The sequence below is a fragment of the Blautia sp. MCC283 genome (assembly GCF_018785565.1).
Lineage (GTDB): Bacteria > Bacillota > Clostridia > Lachnospirales > Lachnospiraceae > Blautia_A.
Map to the genome: position 1 here is coordinate 176,605 of NZ_WQQB01000028.1, position 17,136 is coordinate 193,740.

The following is a 17,136-nucleotide window of genomic DNA, read 5'->3' on the forward strand; positions in this document are numbered from 1 at the left end:
TTCCTTGTTTAATGCTCTTAGTTTTTGTGTACCACAACTTTAGCCGGAACTCCCACTAACGAAATTTCATTTTGTTCGAAACTTTTAGTTACTACTGCCCCTGCTCCAATATAAACATTGTCTCCGATTCGAACATTTCCAATGACTACTGAGTTCATCCCCAATTCGCAATGATTCCCTATTGAAGGGCCGTTTCCACCATTTTTACTGCCTAAACATGTTGTTCCAATTATAGTGCAGTATTCTCCTACCGATGAATTTTCATTGACAATAATATTTCCTGTGTGAAATATGTGTAGCCCTTTTCCAAAAACATTCAGTGGAATCTCAAACCCTAGTTGTAGACCTATTTTATTTCTATAATGATTATGGAGTTTAAATAGTAGTTTCGTTATGCCCCCCCCGCACAATTATTATAATATTCACAAATTCTTAATTCGCGCAAATATCGTCGAATTAAACTTTTTCTTGAATATCCTTTTTTTTCAAGCTCAATTACATTTTTCAATTCTTCTCTTGTTGATATCATTCTACCCTTTCTCCCCTATGTAACATCGTTCTTATCTTTTACATTATTTTTCTTTACTCTTAATAATGACTAAAATCCTCGATTTTTCATCACGTGAAAATACAAAAACCAAATGTATTATACACCCTATAACGCCACATAAGATTGCGGTTAAAACAAATGACACCCATGTGTTTGGATTCAATGTTTTTGCAATTAAAGTAAAACTTATTGTCATACAAGTGCAAGAAATTATCGTTCTTAAAAGCGTCGGATAAAATGTAAACCATTCTATTTTTAAGCAGTGTGTCATATAAATCGGGTTCGTCACAAGATTGATAAATAGCATAATGACCGTTGTTGTTAATACAATAGAATATATACCCAACGAACTATATTTTACTAGTATTGCCATTCCTGCCACATTAAGTATTCCACCTACAACTGTAACCAGACAAGGAATTTTATTTTTAACAGTCAATGTGTATATATAATATAGAGGATATACCGGTCCCTCGATAACGGAAGAAAGCATCGTGATAACTGTCAGCACATATATCAAATCAATATCCTGTCCTGGTATCCAAAGGGCATAAAAAACTTTTCCCAAAGAAAAAAAAGCGGCGAAAACGATACTTGAAAACAGGCTCGTTAATTTCATTGAAAGCTTTAATTCCGAAACAAGTTTATTCTTATTTCCATCCGAATAACTCTTCAGAAGTAGCGGTTGAAAAGGTTGTGCTAACAACTGATTAAAACTCATAAAAATACTTGAAATTGTTTTTGTTATTGCAATTTGTCCCATTGCTAAATCAGACAACCACAGGTTTGTCACTATCAAATCCAACCCTGAATTCAGTGTGTTCCCAAGACTATTAATGGAATTCCAAATACCATTCACCACTAACTTTTTTATTGCCTTAAACGAAACGTTTTTCCGTTTTATCTTTAATTCCGGTGTATATTTTTTATAGATGTAGTAATCACCTCCGAATATCACCAACTGAGCTACGCAGATGGCCACTCCCACTTGCCAAACTTTTGGGGTGAAAAAAGTAAATACAATAACGTAAAACAAGACCTCAAAAATATAAGAGAGGCTTCGAAAAATTCCTACAATATCTAATCTGTTTTTTATATAAGCCGCTGCCGTGTAAGATGTACCAACAGTTGTCAAAACGAAACCAAGAAAAACATAAAGAAAAAGCATTTTTACAGAAGTAACTAGTTCTAACGAGATGTTAAGTATTCTATCTAAAAATAAAATAAATCCGCCGGCAACGATCATAATGACTGCTGAAATTGCCACGTCTCCATAATATACAGAAGAAATATATTCTTGAGCCTTTTCCATATCATTATTATGATATGAAACCGTAATATACCTAGCTGCATACGAGTTCAAAGCAATTGTAATAATAGTAGCATACTGAGTGAAGTTCTTTGCTAATGTAACAAATCCGTATGCCTCAACGCCAAGTTTATTTGTAATATACGGAGTTAAGATAAAGCTAATCAAAAAACTCAATATTGTTGCTATCCCTGATGTCAAAATTGTCATTAACAGTCTCTTTACTTTATTCATCTTATCTCCTTACACTCTATGAAACCTCTCGTTCATATACAAATTCATACAAATGATTAATTAATAACAACCAAATCCATGTTGCCCCCGTACCAAGCAACACTTCAAAAATCATATCTATTAGCAATCCTATCCAAACAAATTGAATTCCTGTTCTTTTAGATCTATTCGGAATTTTAGTGATATTAGAAGCTATCGTAATCATTATTAAACTTAAAATAAATACAAGTATAATACCACCTTGCCAAAGACAATCCAGTAACTGATTATGCGGATTTACAAAAGCAATACTTTTCAAAAGTCCCGTTGCCGTTTCACCATCAACTACTCCCCAACCAAATACGGGTTTACTAGCAATTAACAACAATACTCTCTCCCAGGCTATACTACGACCTGTAAATGTCATATCCTTATGTAATACGCCTTCAACAAATGGTTTCAGTAACGAAGTGGACCCCAATAAAATCAAAACCGTTATGCATCCATAAATTACTAGAATACCGTATGAATTCATATTTATATTTGTTTGCTTTTTATATGTTAAATAAAAAAAACCCACGCTAACAAGAATAGCAACAATTGTCGCAGTACTTGATTTGACCAACATCATAGCAACAATAGAAATTCCAGATGTTATCAAAACCATCACTTTACTTTTATTATTAAAGACGTATCTTAGCCATGTGATTATAGATAATACCGCATACCAATAGACCCGATTATTTTTATTTCCGTATATCCATTGTGCTTCTTGTGAAGATGACCACTCATTCCAAATCTGTTCTGTTTGATATAACCCATTCGGAAATAAAACTATTGAAGCAAAGTCAATTATAACAAATGTTATCAATATAAAAAACATTATATTGATTGTGCTATTCGGTGTTCTTTTAAGTAAATACTCAATAACACAAAGCATAAATACAATTTTTAAATTCGAAATAATCAAATGGATATCTGCTGCCTTATTATGATATATAAATGTTATTACGATTAAATATGCAAAATAGCATATTGTTAGTATCATAAAGCGCGACGGCTTGTATTTTACTGAAAAAAGATAAATTGCTACTCCAACCATCATTATATTTGATACCATTTGCATAATTGGGCTTGAAAAATATCCAGGCAAAAACATTGAAAACAAGTACACAGCCAAGAGAATCGATGATTTTTTAACCTTTAAATCTAGCAACAATCTCACCTCGCATTCCACAAATTATAAATGTCAAAAAAATCTATCCTCAAGCATCAGACACAAGCAATGATATATTGGCAAATGTAATTCTTGGATCATATAAGTCTCTGTCTGAGGAGCTTTAATACATACATCACTCAAAGTCTCAAGTTTACTATCTTTAGCACCTGTCAACCCAATTACTTTCATGCCCTTTGCATGTGCAGTAACCGCTGCATACAAGATGTTCTTGCTATTTCCACTTGTGGATATGCCTAAAAACACATCTCCTTCTGTCCCGTAGCCATTAATCTGCTGCGCAAAACAAAGTAATGGTTCACAATCATTCATATATGCTGTTGATAGCGCCGGATGACCATCTAATGCAATAGCTGGAAGTGCACCTTGAAGATTTTCCGCCAAAACACGTCCCAGTTCTTCATCTTTTTCAATTAACTTACTGGCAAACCCCATATCAGGTTTTCTGGGAAGTTTAAATCCCTTCATCAATTCCCCGACAATATGCTCCGCATCTGCTGCCGACCCACCATTTCCGGCTATTAGAACTTTTTTCTTTTCCCTGTAACACTCTTCAAGAACTAAATATGCCTTTTCAATATCTTGCCTTGATTCCTCTAAAACTGGATATCTACTAATTAGTATATCTAGATGCTTCATTAAATCCTTCATGCTTTTACCTCACAGCATCATTTCCGTATGCCTTCGTTCTCGCCAAAATACAATTTATGTTCCACATTTTCACCAATGGTTTTTGCCGGAACACCACCAACTACTTCGTTTTCTCTGACATCTTTTACTACTGCTGCGTTTGCAGCAATAATTGCATTATCGCCAATTGTGATATTTCCAACCACCTTTGCTCCAGCAGAAACACGAACTCCATTCCCAATGATCGGGGGATCTGGTGCAAAGGTATACCCTATGGTAACCTGCTGGTTAATCCAGCAATCACTCCCAATTTGTTTTGCACTAATGTTTGTTGCAAATCCATGCTGAATAAACAATCTGGGGCCAATCTTTGGTGTATTAATATAAAGCGTTTCCATCCCAGGAAACAAAATCTTCAGCAAAAGTTTTGCCCCCCCCCCGATTGAATCGGTATTGCAGCAACGACCGATACTCTTTCCGTTCCAACATCAATCCAGAAAAAATATCAAATCTGGAAACTTCTTTTCTCTTATCACATTTTTTCCAATGATACAGTTCCTCTATCACTACATGCTTCACTTCTACTGGCGCCATACAAATACACATATAGGCTGGTATTAAGCGCCAGAAATTCAATATCTGTAAAATTCTTACTCCTTCGGAATGTATGTCTCCGGCGTATAATGAATCACCCTTGTACCACCGTCTTCAAACGCAAACGGAATATGCATCAAATCACGCATTGCCCAACGCACCGAATCCTGTCGTTCTGGCTGTACATAAAATACCAAGAATCCACCACCACCGGCACCCAGTAACTTTCCACCTAACGCACCAGCCGCCACGCCTTTTGCATAAAGTTCATCAATACTATTTGTAGAAACAGCCGATCCAGTTTGACGTTTAAGTTTCCAAGTGTGATCCAGCATTCTGCCAAAATCATCAAGATCTGCATTCTTATCTGTCAGAACACGTTCAGCATCATCAACTAGAGCAAGCATCTCTTTCAACTGAGCAGTCTTATCTTGTTTTCCTGCTGCATTTGCTTTCTGCACATCAGAAGAAAAACGGGTAAACCCAGTAAAGAACATCATTAAATTCTGATTAAGCTGCTTCTTTCTTTCTGGTGAAATAATAACCGGCAGGACTTCATATCCGTCTGCATTAAAGTTGATACGATTGAACCCACCGAAAGATGCAGCAATTTGATCCTGCCAACCACCAGCTTCCTGGCAAAGATTCCGTTCCAAATAAATTGCTTCATCTGCCAGTTTCTTCTTGTCTGCGTACTTGCCCTTCAAAGCATAAAAAGCATTTAACATTCCAACTGCAAAGGAACTTGAAGTACCTAAACCAGAGCGTGCCGGAAGATCCGCCTCATAGGTAAGACGAATCTCATGCATATCCAACATTTTCATTGCATTGCGAATTGCAGGATGCTGAATGTCATCAATGTTTGTCACACGCTCCGTCTTTGAATATGACAATTCCGTAGAATAGTCAAAAAACCTCGGTAAATGGCGTACGTTTACATAGCAATATTTGTCAAATGTGGTAGATAAAACAGCTCCACCGTTTTCTCTAAAAAAACTTTCCATATCTGTTCCGCCGCCAAAAAAAGACATACGGAATGGTGTTTTTGTGATAATCATAGTTTTACTCCTGTTGTTTTTTCGACAATATCTTTCATGATATTATAAGCTGCATTTTCAGAATAAAGTCGATCATAAAGCGTGATCAGTTCCTCATTTTTCTTACAGATTGGCTTCTCATCTATCTTGTTGAAAGCATTCAGATATTCTTCCGCTGTATCACATTTAAACACAACTTTACCTTTCAAATCATCGGGAATTTCCTCCCAGTATCCATATAGGCTTTCTGAAGACCCTAAAAACATCTTTCCATAGGAGATTGCCTCTGCAGTTTTTATTTTCATACCTCCACCATCTGTTAAGGGTGCTATTACCATATCTGCGTAACTATAGTATTCTGATAAACTGTCAACAAACCCAATCACATGGATATCATCGTCATCAAACTCATCTCGTACTTTTTCTAATCCTTTTCCGATTACCCATATATCATAATTCTCTTTGACATTATCAAATACCGTATCACAAAACCAATGCAGGCCCTGAATGTTTGGCAAATAATATGTGCCAACAAATAGAATGTGTTTTTTATTTCCACAATATGGATTCAAGCCCATTTGTTGCGTGTGATTTTTCGATACGCATACAGGAAAATAAAAGTCCGCATCCACATTATAATATCTTTTTAGTAACTTATTTTCATTTTTGTTTAAGACGATATTGGCGTCTGTATGTGTCGTGCTGATCTTTTCCTGGGTCAATCCAATTCTGAAATCAATTTTGTCGTACCATGGTGCGTTTTTTATCCAAATTCTAAACAACTCTGCCTTGACGTCATGAAAAAAGGTGACAACTGCCACTGCATCGCATTTTTCTTTTATCGTTTTTACTAAATTTCCATAGTAAGAATCATCAACAAAAACAAAAGAAATACTCTCATTTTTTATCAATTGACATATATCACCTATAATCTTATTACTGAATAAATATGTGTTTCCCTCTAAACACCTATTCAGTCGATCTAAAACACCGTGATATTTTCCATATGCAATATACTTTTCTTCTCTGCAGGCAGTCTCAGATACCCCAACATCCACTACATATACATTTTCTTCTCCAACTAATTTTTTCAATACATTCAAATGCATTCTTGAGCCTACTCCTGCCCCTGATACATCATGAATGCTTTTTGATATAAACAAAACCCTCATACGATTGTTCCTCTTTTTTATATTTTCATATCCACACTAGTTACCTTGTTTTTCTAGCAATTCATAATATTGTAGAATCTCTTTTTCATTACCATACTCATGTTTATCCAAGTAACACTGAATGGAGTTATACAATTGAGGATTCTCTCTAAGTTCAATTATTCCTTCTGCTATTGCATTAGGACTTATATCAGTAATCAGTCCCTCTTTCTTATCCTTCAACTGATCCTTAATTGTAGAATAATTAGTTGCCAGTATTGGTTTTGCCAGTATTTTTGCTTCATCCAAAACAACTGATTTTCCTTCCCATCTGGAAGGCTGTACTAACAAATCGCAACTCCTAATATACGGGTATGGATTTGCTCTCAATCCCAGAAATGTAATATACTCCTCTAGTTCATTGTCTTTTACTTGTTTTTTTAGCTGCTCTTCAAGCTCACCTGCTCCTATAATCCACCAATGAATATCTGAATACTTTTCTTTCAAGATTTTCACTGCATCGATTGCAAAATCATAGCCCTTTTGTCTTGTTAAACGGCCTATTGACAAAACATTAAACTGATTTTTTTCAAACTCTGATACTTCGAACTCTTCCGACATTTTTTTCAATAAAGAGCCTGATGTTAAATTGGGCAAACAATAAAATTTATTTACCAGGGCAGGATAATTCTGTTTTAATATCTGCACACATTTATCAGAGATACTTACAACGCTGTCTGCTTTTTGAAAATACTTCTCGTAAATCTTTGCATCTTCATATTTCTTTATTTCGTTGAAATCGTTATGAATCCAAAGTATTTTTTTCTTTGCATTAACCTTGTCAATCACATAATATGATGCATCGCCCTCTAAGAATCCAATAGCAATATCATATTCTTCTTCCAAATTGGACAAGTACCGTTTATAGAATTTTATCCATCTCTGTTGTCTTGCATTTTCCTTGTAAAGACATTTACATATAAATGTACTTGTCCCTCTTAGAATTCCAGCTTTAACACCTGAAACTGAGCTAAACATCCCTCTATCAATTTTATAAGCATATTGCAGTGAATCTGTAGGCTGTAATAATCGTACTTCCTTAGGAATTTGAGACAAAAACAGTCCTTCTCGTTTGAACAGCAGCAAATCCACTGCATACTTTTCATAATCTATAAGATTTAATAAATTCACAAGACTTTTTTCTGCTCCGCCACTACCTAACGATGGCATCACAAACAATATGTTTTTCATAATATTCCTCTTCTACTCTTCGAATCACTATTCCAAATATCTGTTTTGAATATATCTACCCGGATTATTAAAATTCAGCACTTTTGCATAGTTTCCCGCCGCCGTTGCATTTGATGGAATATCCTTGGTAACAACGCTTCCTGCACCAATCGTAGCATTATCTCCAATACATACATCCTCAACTATACAAGTATTAGGGCCAATATAAACATTATCTCCTATTACTGCTGCTTTTCCTTCATTTGAGCCAATCGTTACAAATTGAGAAAGATTGCAATTATTTCCAATAACTGTTGAAGGGTTAACAACAACAGGTCCTCCATGGCTAATATATAGTCCATATCCAATTTTCGTTTTTCGAAGTATCTGAATCTGCTGGTGATTTCTCAGTTTCCATAGGATTGCTCCCAGCAGTTTTCCCCCCCCCAGCATTTACCAACCGAAATGCCACGGAGAAGCGAAAACCAGCTTCTTTAACATATGTCTTAATAAATGCCTTAGATGATGTTGTTCCAGCATAACGAAACAAATCGCTTTTTATTAATTCAATTGCTCCCATACTTCTTCCAACCCACTTTGCAATATTTATTCTATACTGTTTTTAATCAGCGCCTTATAAAATGTGCCTTCTGCTTCAATGTCCGGTGATAATTTATATGTCAGCTTATGAATACCTGTAAGCTTTTTAATCCAATTCCATTTCTCTTCTGAATAATCATCAGCTAAAACCTTAACAAGATACTCACTATAATCACTGTTCATATAGGGAATTGCTTTCTCAACTTCCGGATTACTCTTCACCACCAATGTTATAATCAAATTTGGCAGCAGATACTCAATTACATGTTCGTTTTTGAGCCAATATGCGAAAGCAACATTTCTTATTTCTCGAATTGTTTTGTTTCCCTTTTTTGCATGAAGAAACCATGCAGGATATAGCACAGGGTTATCTATCAGCAGCAGTGAATTTCGTACTGCAAAAAAATCGCTATTTAAAATCATATCTGGAATTGGATCTGTAAGATATACCGTTGAATCAATCCATGTTCCACCATAATGCTCCAGTAATGCAAATCTCATCAAATCCGCATATCCAGCCATCGGAATCTGTCCAGCATCCTTTTTCTTTTCAATGTAATCTGGCAATCGAATGTAATCTGCAAGATTTTGGTCATTCAGCAAAATGATTTTTTGATTGGAATATTCACATACAGATTCATAGCACTTCTGAACAATGATTGGTGCCTGTTCAATTCCCTTGTTCCAATATATCCAGATCGGATTCTCTACATCATTTTCGGGAAAGCTAAGCCCCTCAACATCTGTGTCTTTATACTTTAAATATGGTTTTATCTTGGTAGAAGCTCGTTCCTGCCACAATACCTTCCGCACCTCATAATCCTTGACAAGATGCAATTTGATAAACATAAATGCCCCTCGTTTGACGGCATTCACAATTCCATATCTTTGAATAAAGCCCTTCATGCCAATATTTTGATAGTAGTCATTCAGCATAATAATTTAATTGTCTCCCTTTATCTTGCAGAAACTACTATTCAAAAGGCTCATAGATTCCGCACCAGATAATGGTAAACTGTTTCCTCCTTATCAATAGATGGTTCTAATTTATAGGTTAATTTATGTATCCCAGTAAGCCGCTTAATCCAATTAAACTTTTCCCCTGTAAATTTATCTCCCAATACTCTAACCAGATATTCGCTGTAGTCACTATTCAAATAAGGCATCTTTCTCTCAACCTCTGGTGATGACCTCATTATTTGTGTGATTACAATATTTGAAAACAGATATTCTGGTACATGATTATTTCGTTTCCAGTAGGCAAATAGAACATTACGAATCTCATAAATCGTTCTATTATGTCGCTTAGCGTGGATAAACCAGACCGGATACAATACGGGATTATCAATTTCGCCGAGTGAATTATGAAACACAAAAAAATCACTATTTAATATTTCTTGTGGGATTTCATCTGTTAGCAGTATTGTTGCATCCATCCATGTCCCGCCATAATGCTCCAATAATGCTACACGCATCAAATCTGTATAAATCGCTAATGGAAGGACTCCGCTTTTTAATTTCTCATTCAGATAATCCGGCATATTTATATAGTTCTGCACATTGTTTTCTGTAAGCAAAACAACTTGTCTGCCAGCATATTTTTTTATAGATTGATAGCAAGTCTTCACTATCTCAGGTGCCTGCTCCAACCCTGTATTCCAAAATAACCAAATAGGCTCATCCACTTGGGTTTCTGGAAATGTCAGCTTTTCAGGAATGGTATCTCTGAACTTCAAATATTTTTTGCAGACCTCTGTGCCCCCCCCCGATTGCCAAAGCAGTTTTCTCAGCTCATAATCCTTGACAATATGAAGTGGGTTACGAAGAAATTTGTTCCACATTCTTTTCTCCTCGATAAATTTTCATCAGTTTTATATAGTAGCTCTCTGTCGTTTCATATTTCACCTGACTACAATTCTTTGTATATCTTTCCAATACGTCTTGTGTTTGAAGAACTTTCTTTATCGCCTTCATAAGTTCTTCCACATTACCCGCTTCAAACAACTCTCCGGTTTTACCCGGCTCAATCAATTCGGGGATGCCTCCCATTTTAGATCCAACAACAGGCGTACCCAAAAGTACAGACTCCATAACGGAGTACGGGCAGTTCTCATACCACTCAGACGGGCAAACGCTGATTGCAGCCTCAGCAATAATGCGATAAAGTTCTTCTCCTGTCTTAAATCCCAGATACTTCACATTTGGAATATCCTTCATTTTATCAGTCGACGGACCATAGCCAATAAACACAAATTCGGTATTGGGCATCTTCTTGGCTACTTCAAGCAAAGTATCCGTTCCTTTGTCTCGTGAAAGATGTCCAAACTCTAACACATAACCCCTTTTTTGAATGTTATCCAATCGTGGCATTTCTTTTTTGAAATTATGCAAACCGATAGTTTTATCACGGAATCTTTTCTGCGTGTCCAACTTTGATTTAAGGAAATAACTACAGCAAATATAGGCATCCACATACGAGTATGCCTTACTATATTTCCACATATATCCATCCAACGTTCCGAGTAAACTCTTTGCTCTGGAATTTTTTAGACATTTAGTTTGAAAGCAATGAATATAATGACCATCCAAACATAGTTCACAAGGCTTCATGTTTACATCAAACATCCCATGGCTGGGGCAAACAAGCTGATAGTCATGTGTCGTGTAAACAATCTTACATTCTTTCTTTGTTTCTTTACGCCATTTGTTAATTTCCAGAATAATAGAAGGGGTCAGATGATACTGTATATTATTGAGATGCACTACATCTGGCTGAAAATCATCTAAAACTGCACGAATTTTTTTGCGTGCTTCTCTTGAATAGATAATGCGAAAAGGTGCATTTAAATTTGCCTTTATTCCTTGAGAAAAATCCATATTCGTTACATATGAACCGATTCGATTTCCTACTGTATTTTTTTCATTTTCAAGACCAAAGTACTGGACTTCGTGCCCATGTTCTTCTAACATTTTTCCTACATCGAATGTGTACGTTTCCGCTCCACCCTTGGGAAATATAAATTTATTTACAAGTAAAATCCGCATATTCCAACTTCCTTACTTTCTTTTTCGTACTGTGATTTTATTTGTTTCACTACCTCTGTTCAGATGAAGCACTTCCAATGTATTGTTCATAAACCAGTGTGCTCCATACAAACGCAGGTAGTGATACTGAAAGTTCTTATGATAATTTCATCTGCTGTTGCTGAACCTAGGTAGCGAGATTAAAACTGCTCTTACAGCTCCTAGCATCTCTTGAAAATTACCGTAAATACGCTGTTTTTCAAGCACTTTCATTATGTACATCTCACTACCTGCGTTCACTTAGAGGAGATTATTTATCATTAAAACCTTCATCTTCTACTTTCTCCCATACAATTTCATCGTCTCTTCAACGACCTTATCCCAGTTATATTTCGCGCAGATAAAATCTGATGCCTGTTTTTTCAGTTCCAGCACTTTTTCTGGGTGATCACAGGCATCTTGCAGTTTTTCTCTGAGATCTTTCACATCTGACTTTTTAAAGATCATTGCTTTATCTTCCACAACTTCCACGCACTCCGGGATATCTGAAACCAGGCAGCAGTTGCCGTAACTCATTGCTTCCAGAAGGCTTAATGGCATACCTTCCAGGTCGGAGGGTAACGTATAAATGTACGCGTTGCTGTACAATTCGTCCAGCATCTCTCCCTGCACAAATCCGGTAAAGATAATCCTGTTATCGTCTTTTGACATAGTTTTCAGTTCCTGCATAAAGGAATCTGTATCACTGGAGCCTCCGGCAATGACCAGCTTCTTATCGGTATCGATTTTTTTAAATACTTCCACCAGATACCGGATTCCCTTCTCAGGTACCAGACGTCCAAGGAACAGAATATAGGAATCTTTTGTTAATCCAAATTTCTCTGTGATCAGTTTCGCCTGCCGGATTTCCGGCCTGTTCACTCCATTGGGAATGAAATGTGTTTTTCTGCCGTAAGTGTCTTCGAAATAATCCTGAACTCCTTTGCTCAAAACAATAATCTCATCTGCATATTTCACAGCATTCTTTTCTCCCTGGCGGATAAATTTGGATCCAAATCCGGATTTCCATTTTTCACGCTGCCAGTCGATGCCATGTACTGTAACCACAACTTTTTTACCAAACAGTTTGGGAAGCCATGAGAAAAAAGCTGGTCCTTCGGCGTGGATATGTACTACATCATATTTTCCAAACGCACTGTACAGTGCTGCAAAAGCGGAAGAACTCACAGCAGCCAGACCTTTCTTTTCAATGGTCGGGACATACTTCTGACGGATTCCTTCATATTCGGTTTTCTGATCATACTCTGCACCGCTTACATGGTGACCGGATCTGTTGTAACAGGTAACTGCGCAACCGTCTCTGACCATTCTGGTACAAAGTTCTTTTACAACAATTTCAATTCCGCCTTCTCTGCTCAGTCGCTTTTGGCCAAACATAGAAATTGCTAACTTATTTTTCATACGGTTTCTGTTTTTTCCTTTATTTTTATATCTATCTGCACGTCCACAATTCATGGGCTGTATCATTCTATTTTATATTTATAACTTATCTAATTATATTTCATGTAGCTTATTTTTTGCAAAACAAGCTACATGTCAGGATTATATAGAGCTTTTATAAACACTACTCATCCGTTCCAAATGTCATCAACAACTTCCATCTCTCTTCAAAACCGCCAAAACAGTCTTAAACAAAATCTTTATATCCAGTCCGATATTCCACTGGGAAATATATTCTGTGTCCAGCCGGACAATCTCTTCAAAATCTGTAATATCACTTCGGCCACTAACCTGCCACATACCGGTAATGCCTGGTTTGATGGCTATTCTGGCTCTGTGGTGAAGTTCATACTGTTCCAACTCATCAGGCAAAATCGGTCGGGTTCCAACCAGGCTCATGGATCCGTTAAGTACATTCCAGAACTGTGGAAACTCATCCAGAGATGTTTTTCGGATAAATTCTCCAATGCCGGTTTTCTTTCGTCCATCTGGCAGGATCTTGTTTCCGATCACACGTGGGTCAAAATCCAGTTTGAACATACGGCCATCGCTCATTTTGTTCTGGGACATCAGTTCTGCTTTACGGGCTTCCGCATCCATGTACATGCTTCGGAACTTATACATCTTAAATGGCTTTCCATTTTTTCCGATTCTGGTCTGTGAAAAGAAGATCGGGCCGGGAGAACTGATGTAAATGGCCGGTGCAATGAAAATAAAAATAATACCGGTCAGTACGCAGCCTACAAGTCCGCCGGCTATATCCAGCAATCTTTTCAACATGGCCTGTCTGTCTGTGGAATAATTCATACTTGTGGTGATCACAGTGTAATCTCCAATTCTTTCCACAAACTGTTTCTGTCCTGGAGTTTTATGTATTTTTGAAAGATTTACGTGGACAACGATTCCCATCTCTATCAGTTCTTCGTAAAGTTTCTGTGGATAAAGATGCTCATCTCCAACGTTGATCAGTACCTCGTCAACCCAATGCTGGCAAATGTATCCTGCAGCATCTTCAATCGTTGCCACTACCGGTATTCCTGCAATCTCTTTCCCTACCATGGTACAGTCTGTTATGATAATGCCATTGATATCATAGCGGTTATAATTATGCTGGCGAATAGACTGTATTACAGATTCTGCCACATCTGATGAAGTTACAATATAAAGGGAATGCTCTCCTCTTTCCGCCATCATACGTATAAGATGTTTTTTCCAAAGGAGTCTGACTGCATAAGATAAGATGACGTAAATAACACCTGTAAAATACAGAACCGCTCTTGAAAAGCCTCTGCCGTCATCTACAGTGAACAGATACAGACCTGCCGCAAGTTCTATAATGATGATCTGCTTGATAAGCATATTTAATTCCCGGTAATAGCCTCTTCGAAGGACACCTGTATAGCTTTCAAACAGTATGATCACGATCAAATCTGCAAATAATAGAAAAATTAATGTGTTACAATAGATCTGATTGCTGAAAAAATCAATGTAATTATGATTTCGTATTATGTATGCTAAAATAAACGCACCGAACATGCATATTAAATCAAGCAAAATAAAGTCTTTATGTTTATACCAACCATGTGATTTCTTTTGATACATCTTTTCCTTCTTCACTCCCTGTGGACTTTATGCCGTTTTAGCATTTTATCTGTTGTTTTTGTTGGGATTTACCATTTTTTATCAAAATATAAAATTTCCCATATGTAATATAATATTACCAGTCGTATTTTGTCTTGTCAAGGATATAACTTACCGCTTTTGTGTTGTTTATGCCTGGTAGTTGTCATAGTTCGTTGTTCGGCTGCATTTCCACCATAAAAAACGTCCCAGGTTGATATGTACTCTGAGACGTTTTTCATATTCGCTTTTATTTCGCTATATCCTGTTTCTTACAGGATCGCCCGCACAACTCTGGGTTTGCATCCTGCTTTCTCCAGTGCTGCAACGATCTGATTCTTGTGGTCTGTTCCAAATGCCTCCATGGTGATCCGAAGTTCCACGGCTGCATTTCGGTTGGTGCTTACAAACTGGTTGTGATCCAGTTTGATGACATTTCCCTGGTTCTCGGCGATGACGCTTGCAACACGTACCAGTTCGCCCGGCTTGTCCGGGATGAGGACGGATACTGTGAAGATTCGGTCACGCTGGATGAGGCCGTGCTGTACAACGGAGGACATGGTGATCACGTCCATGTTTCCGCCACTTAAGATAGAAACGATCTTCTTGTTCTTTACGTCAAGGTGACGGAGAGCTGCTACGGTAAGAAGACCGGAGTTCTCCACGATCATCTTGTGGTTCTCTACCATATCCAGGAAAGCTACGATCAGTTCGTCATCATCGATGGTGATGATATCGTCCAGGTTCTCCTGGATATACGGGAAGATATTTTTTCCAGGGGTCTGCACTGCGGTACCGTCTGCGATGGTGTTTACATGAGGAAGGGTTACAACCTCACCTTTCTCCAGAGATGCTTTCATGCAGGCTGCTCCTGCTGGCTCCACGCCGATGACTTTGATATGCGGGTTGAGGAGTTTTGCAAGGGTAGAAACACCGGTTGCAAGTCCGCCGCCGCCGATTGGGACGAGAATGTAATCTACCAGCGGAAGCTCCTGTACGATTTCCATGGCAATGGTTCCCTGGCCGGTTGCTACTGCAGGGTCATCGAATGGATGAATAAATGTATATCCGTTCTCATCTGCAAGCTGAAGTGCATATGCACATGCTTCATCGTAAACATCTCCGTGAAGGATAACCTCTGCGCCATAACTCTTGGTACGTTCTACCTTGATCAGTGGTGTGGTGGTCGGCATAACGATGACTGCTTTTACTTCATATTTATGTGCAGCATAGGCAACACCCTGTGCATGGTTTCCGGCAGATGCGGTAATCAGTCCTTTGTTTCTCTCTTCGTCAGAAAGTGTGCTGATCTTGTAATATGCACCACGTACTTTATATGCACCGGTACGCTGCATGTTCTCCGGTTTCAGGTAAACCTTGTTTCCTGTCATATCAGAGAAATAACTGCTGTATATCAGCTTTGTTTCCTGTGTCACTTCTTTTACTTTTGCTGCCGCTTCTTCAAAGCTTTCTAATGTAAGCATAATTAGCTCCTTTCTTCTACGTCAAAGAGGGCGTTTACAAATGCGTCTGCGTCGAATTTCTGCAAGTCATCGATGCTCTCGCCTACTCCGATGTATTTTACTGGTATATCAAGCTCGGACTGGATCGCTACGGCGATTCCACCCTTGGCTGTACCATCAAGTTTGGTAAGGATAATTCCGGTAACGTTGGCTACCTCGGCAAACTGTCTTGCCTGAGAAAGCGCGTTCTGGCCGGTGGTTCCGTCAAGGACTACCAGAGTTTCCAGATATGCTTCCGGGTACTCACGTTCCAGAATACGGTAAATTTTGCGAAGCTCCTCCATAAGGTTCTTCTTATTGTGAAGTCTTCCTGCTGTGTCGCAGATCAGAACATCCGCATTTCTGGCCTTGGCTGCTGCCACCGCATCATAGACAACCGATGCCGGGTCTGCACCGTCCTGTCCGCCGATGATCTCAACACCTGCACGGTTAGCCCACTGTGTCAGCTGTTCTCCTGCTGCCGCACGGAACGTATCTGCCGCACCAAGGATTACTTTCTTTCCCTGATCCTTCAGTTTACCGGCAAGTTTACCAACGGAGGTAGTCTTACCGACTCCGTTGACACCGATCACCAGGATCACGGATTTCCGGTTCTCGAATTCATATTCTGTGCTCTCCACCTGCATCTGCTTCTTGATACTGTCGATCAGAAGCTGCTTGCACTGGGACGGCTCTTTGATATGCTGTTCAGCCACCTGTTCCTTCAGGTGCTCCAGAATGGAGGTGGTTGCGTTAATGCCGATGTCTCCCATGATCAGGATTTCTTCCAGCTCTTCGTAAAAATCATCATCAATACTGGAAAAACCGCTGAAAATGGAATCAAATCCGGCAACGATATTGTCTCGCGTTTTGGTAAGTCCGCTTACCAGACGTTTAAAAAATCCTTTTTTTTCTTCTGCCATACTGTTTCATCCCCTC

The 17,136-nt window shown here is 38.1% G+C and carries 17 protein-coding genes; all 17 read right to left on the reverse strand.

All coding sequences use genetic code 11. From position 1 onward, the window contains the following. Nucleotides 1–17: 17 nt before the first annotated feature. Nucleotides 18–410 carry a DapH/DapD/GlmU-related protein gene (locus tag GPK81_RS18700; RefSeq protein WP_215706989.1) on the reverse strand — a complete coding sequence of 131 codons (393 nt, stop codon included), beginning with the start codon at nucleotides 408–410 and terminating at the stop codon, nucleotides 18–20. Next, a complete protein-coding gene (locus GPK81_RS10270) occupies nucleotides 392–529 on the reverse strand; it encodes a hypothetical protein (RefSeq protein ID WP_215706990.1) in 138 nt (45 codons plus the stop codon). The genes GPK81_RS18700 and GPK81_RS10270 overlap by 19 nt, the downstream gene beginning before the upstream one ends. A gap of 43 nt (nucleotides 530–572) precedes the next feature. Further along, complete coding sequence (locus GPK81_RS10275; protein WP_215706991.1) at nucleotides 573–2,093, reverse strand: lipopolysaccharide biosynthesis protein; 1,521 nt, start codon at nucleotides 2,091–2,093, stop codon at nucleotides 573–575. 16 nt (nucleotides 2,094–2,109) lie between these two features. Further along, nucleotides 2,110–3,288: an O-antigen ligase family protein gene (locus GPK81_RS10280; RefSeq protein ID WP_215706992.1), complete on the reverse strand. Its 1,179-nt coding sequence runs from the start codon at nucleotides 3,286–3,288 to the stop codon at nucleotides 2,110–2,112. Between the two features lie 33 nt (nucleotides 3,289–3,321). Continuing rightward, entirely contained in the window at nucleotides 3,322–3,960 is a 639-nt protein-coding gene (locus GPK81_RS10285) for a D-sedoheptulose-7-phosphate isomerase (protein WP_207664692.1), read from the reverse strand. Nucleotides 3,961–3,977: 17 nt separating this feature from the next. Next, the gene (locus GPK81_RS10290) at nucleotides 3,978–4,361 is read right to left on the reverse strand and encodes a hypothetical protein (protein ID WP_215706993.1); all 384 of its coding nucleotides are present in this window, start codon (nucleotides 4,359–4,361) and stop codon (nucleotides 3,978–3,980) included. 228 nt (nucleotides 4,362–4,589) lie between these two features. After that, nucleotides 4,590–5,591 carry a GHMP family kinase ATP-binding protein gene (locus GPK81_RS10295; protein ID WP_215706994.1) on the reverse strand — a complete coding sequence of 334 codons (1,002 nt, stop codon included), beginning with the start codon at nucleotides 5,589–5,591 and terminating at the stop codon, nucleotides 4,590–4,592. Then, the gene (locus GPK81_RS10300) at nucleotides 5,588–6,742 is read right to left on the reverse strand and encodes a glycosyltransferase family 4 protein (RefSeq protein WP_215706995.1); all 1,155 of its coding nucleotides are present in this window, start codon (nucleotides 6,740–6,742) and stop codon (nucleotides 5,588–5,590) included. The genes GPK81_RS10295 and GPK81_RS10300 overlap by 4 nt, the downstream gene beginning before the upstream one ends. A 36-nt stretch (nucleotides 6,743–6,778) precedes the next feature. Continuing rightward, the gene (locus GPK81_RS10305) at nucleotides 6,779–7,972 is read right to left on the reverse strand and encodes a glycosyltransferase (RefSeq protein ID WP_215706996.1); all 1,194 of its coding nucleotides are present in this window, start codon (nucleotides 7,970–7,972) and stop codon (nucleotides 6,779–6,781) included. Between the two features lie 27 nt (nucleotides 7,973–7,999). Continuing rightward, nucleotides 8,000–8,404: a serine acetyltransferase gene (locus GPK81_RS10310; RefSeq protein WP_252196639.1), complete on the reverse strand. Its 405-nt coding sequence runs from the start codon at nucleotides 8,402–8,404 to the stop codon at nucleotides 8,000–8,002. Between the two features lie 153 nt (nucleotides 8,405–8,557). Then, on the reverse strand, nucleotides 8,558–9,487 hold the full coding sequence (locus tag GPK81_RS10315) for a capsular polysaccharide synthesis protein (RefSeq protein WP_215706997.1): 930 nt from the start codon (nucleotides 9,485–9,487) through the stop codon (nucleotides 8,558–8,560). A gap of 50 nt (nucleotides 9,488–9,537) precedes the next feature. Beyond that, nucleotides 9,538–10,392: a capsular polysaccharide synthesis protein gene (locus GPK81_RS10320; RefSeq protein WP_215706998.1), complete on the reverse strand. Its 855-nt coding sequence runs from the start codon at nucleotides 10,390–10,392 to the stop codon at nucleotides 9,538–9,540. Beyond that, nucleotides 10,370–11,596 (reverse strand): glycosyltransferase, encoded by a 1,227-nt coding sequence (locus GPK81_RS10325; RefSeq protein ID WP_215706999.1) that lies wholly within the window; start codon nucleotides 11,594–11,596, stop codon nucleotides 10,370–10,372. The genes GPK81_RS10320 and GPK81_RS10325 overlap by 23 nt, the downstream gene beginning before the upstream one ends. Nucleotides 11,597–11,911: 315 nt before the next feature. Then, nucleotides 11,912–13,036 carry a glycosyltransferase family 4 protein gene (locus tag GPK81_RS10330; protein WP_215707000.1) on the reverse strand — a complete coding sequence of 375 codons (1,125 nt, stop codon included), beginning with the start codon at nucleotides 13,034–13,036 and terminating at the stop codon, nucleotides 11,912–11,914. A 186-nt stretch (nucleotides 13,037–13,222) separates the two neighbouring features. Continuing rightward, nucleotides 13,223–14,677, reverse strand: a complete 1,455-nt coding sequence (locus tag GPK81_RS10335) for a sugar transferase (protein ID WP_215707001.1) — start codon at nucleotides 14,675–14,677, stop codon at nucleotides 13,223–13,225. Between the two features lie 290 nt (nucleotides 14,678–14,967). Continuing rightward, nucleotides 14,968–16,179, reverse strand: a complete 1,212-nt coding sequence (ilvA, locus tag GPK81_RS10340) for a threonine ammonia-lyase (RefSeq protein ID WP_215707002.1) — start codon at nucleotides 16,177–16,179, stop codon at nucleotides 14,968–14,970. A 2-nt stretch (nucleotides 16,180–16,181) separates the two neighbouring features. Then, nucleotides 16,182–17,120 (reverse strand): signal recognition particle-docking protein FtsY, encoded by a 939-nt coding sequence (ftsY, locus tag GPK81_RS10345; protein ID WP_118062468.1) that lies wholly within the window; start codon nucleotides 17,118–17,120, stop codon nucleotides 16,182–16,184. Nucleotides 17,121–17,136: the final 16 nt, after the last annotated feature.

Excerpts from the sequence above, each read along its gene's own strand:
- GPK81_RS10270 (WP_215706990.1), bottom strand. The coding sequence starts at position 529 with ATGATATCAACAAGAGAAGAATTGAAAAATGTAATTGAGCTTGAAAAA.
- GPK81_RS10275 (WP_215706991.1), bottom strand. The coding sequence starts at position 2,093 with ATGAATAAAGTAAAGAGACTGTTAATGACAATTTTGACATCAGGGATA.
- GPK81_RS10285 (WP_207664692.1), bottom strand. The coding sequence starts at position 3,960 with ATGAAGGATTTAATGAAGCATCTAGATATACTAATTAGTAGATATCCA.
- GPK81_RS10295 (WP_215706994.1), bottom strand. The coding sequence starts at position 5,591 with ATGATTATCACAAAAACACCATTCCGTATGTCTTTTTTTGGCGGCGGA.
- GPK81_RS10300 (WP_215706995.1), bottom strand. The coding sequence starts at position 6,742 with ATGAGGGTTTTGTTTATATCAAAAAGCATTCATGATGTATCAGGGGCA.
- GPK81_RS10305 (WP_215706996.1), bottom strand. The coding sequence starts at position 7,972 with ATGAAAAACATATTGTTTGTGATGCCATCGTTAGGTAGTGGCGGAGCA.
- GPK81_RS10310 (WP_252196639.1), bottom strand. The coding sequence starts at position 8,404 with ATGCTGGGGGGGGGAAAACTGCTGGGAGCAATCCTATGGAAACTGAGA.
- GPK81_RS10315 (WP_215706997.1), bottom strand. The coding sequence starts at position 9,487 with ATGCTGAATGACTACTATCAAAATATTGGCATGAAGGGCTTTATTCAA.
- GPK81_RS10320 (WP_215706998.1), bottom strand. The coding sequence starts at position 10,392 with ATGTGGAACAAATTTCTTCGTAACCCACTTCATATTGTCAAGGATTAT.
- GPK81_RS10325 (WP_215706999.1), bottom strand. The coding sequence starts at position 11,596 with ATGCGGATTTTACTTGTAAATAAATTTATATTTCCCAAGGGTGGAGCG.
- GPK81_RS10330 (WP_215707000.1), bottom strand. The coding sequence starts at position 13,036 with ATGAAAAATAAGTTAGCAATTTCTATGTTTGGCCAAAAGCGACTGAGC.
- GPK81_RS10335 (WP_215707001.1), bottom strand. The coding sequence starts at position 14,677 with ATGTATCAAAAGAAATCACATGGTTGGTATAAACATAAAGACTTTATT.
- ilvA (WP_215707002.1), bottom strand. The coding sequence starts at position 16,179 with ATGCTTACATTAGAAAGCTTTGAAGAAGCGGCAGCAAAAGTAAAAGAA.
- ftsY (WP_118062468.1), bottom strand. The coding sequence starts at position 17,120 with ATGGCAGAAGAAAAAAAAGGATTTTTTAAACGTCTGGTAAGCGGACTT.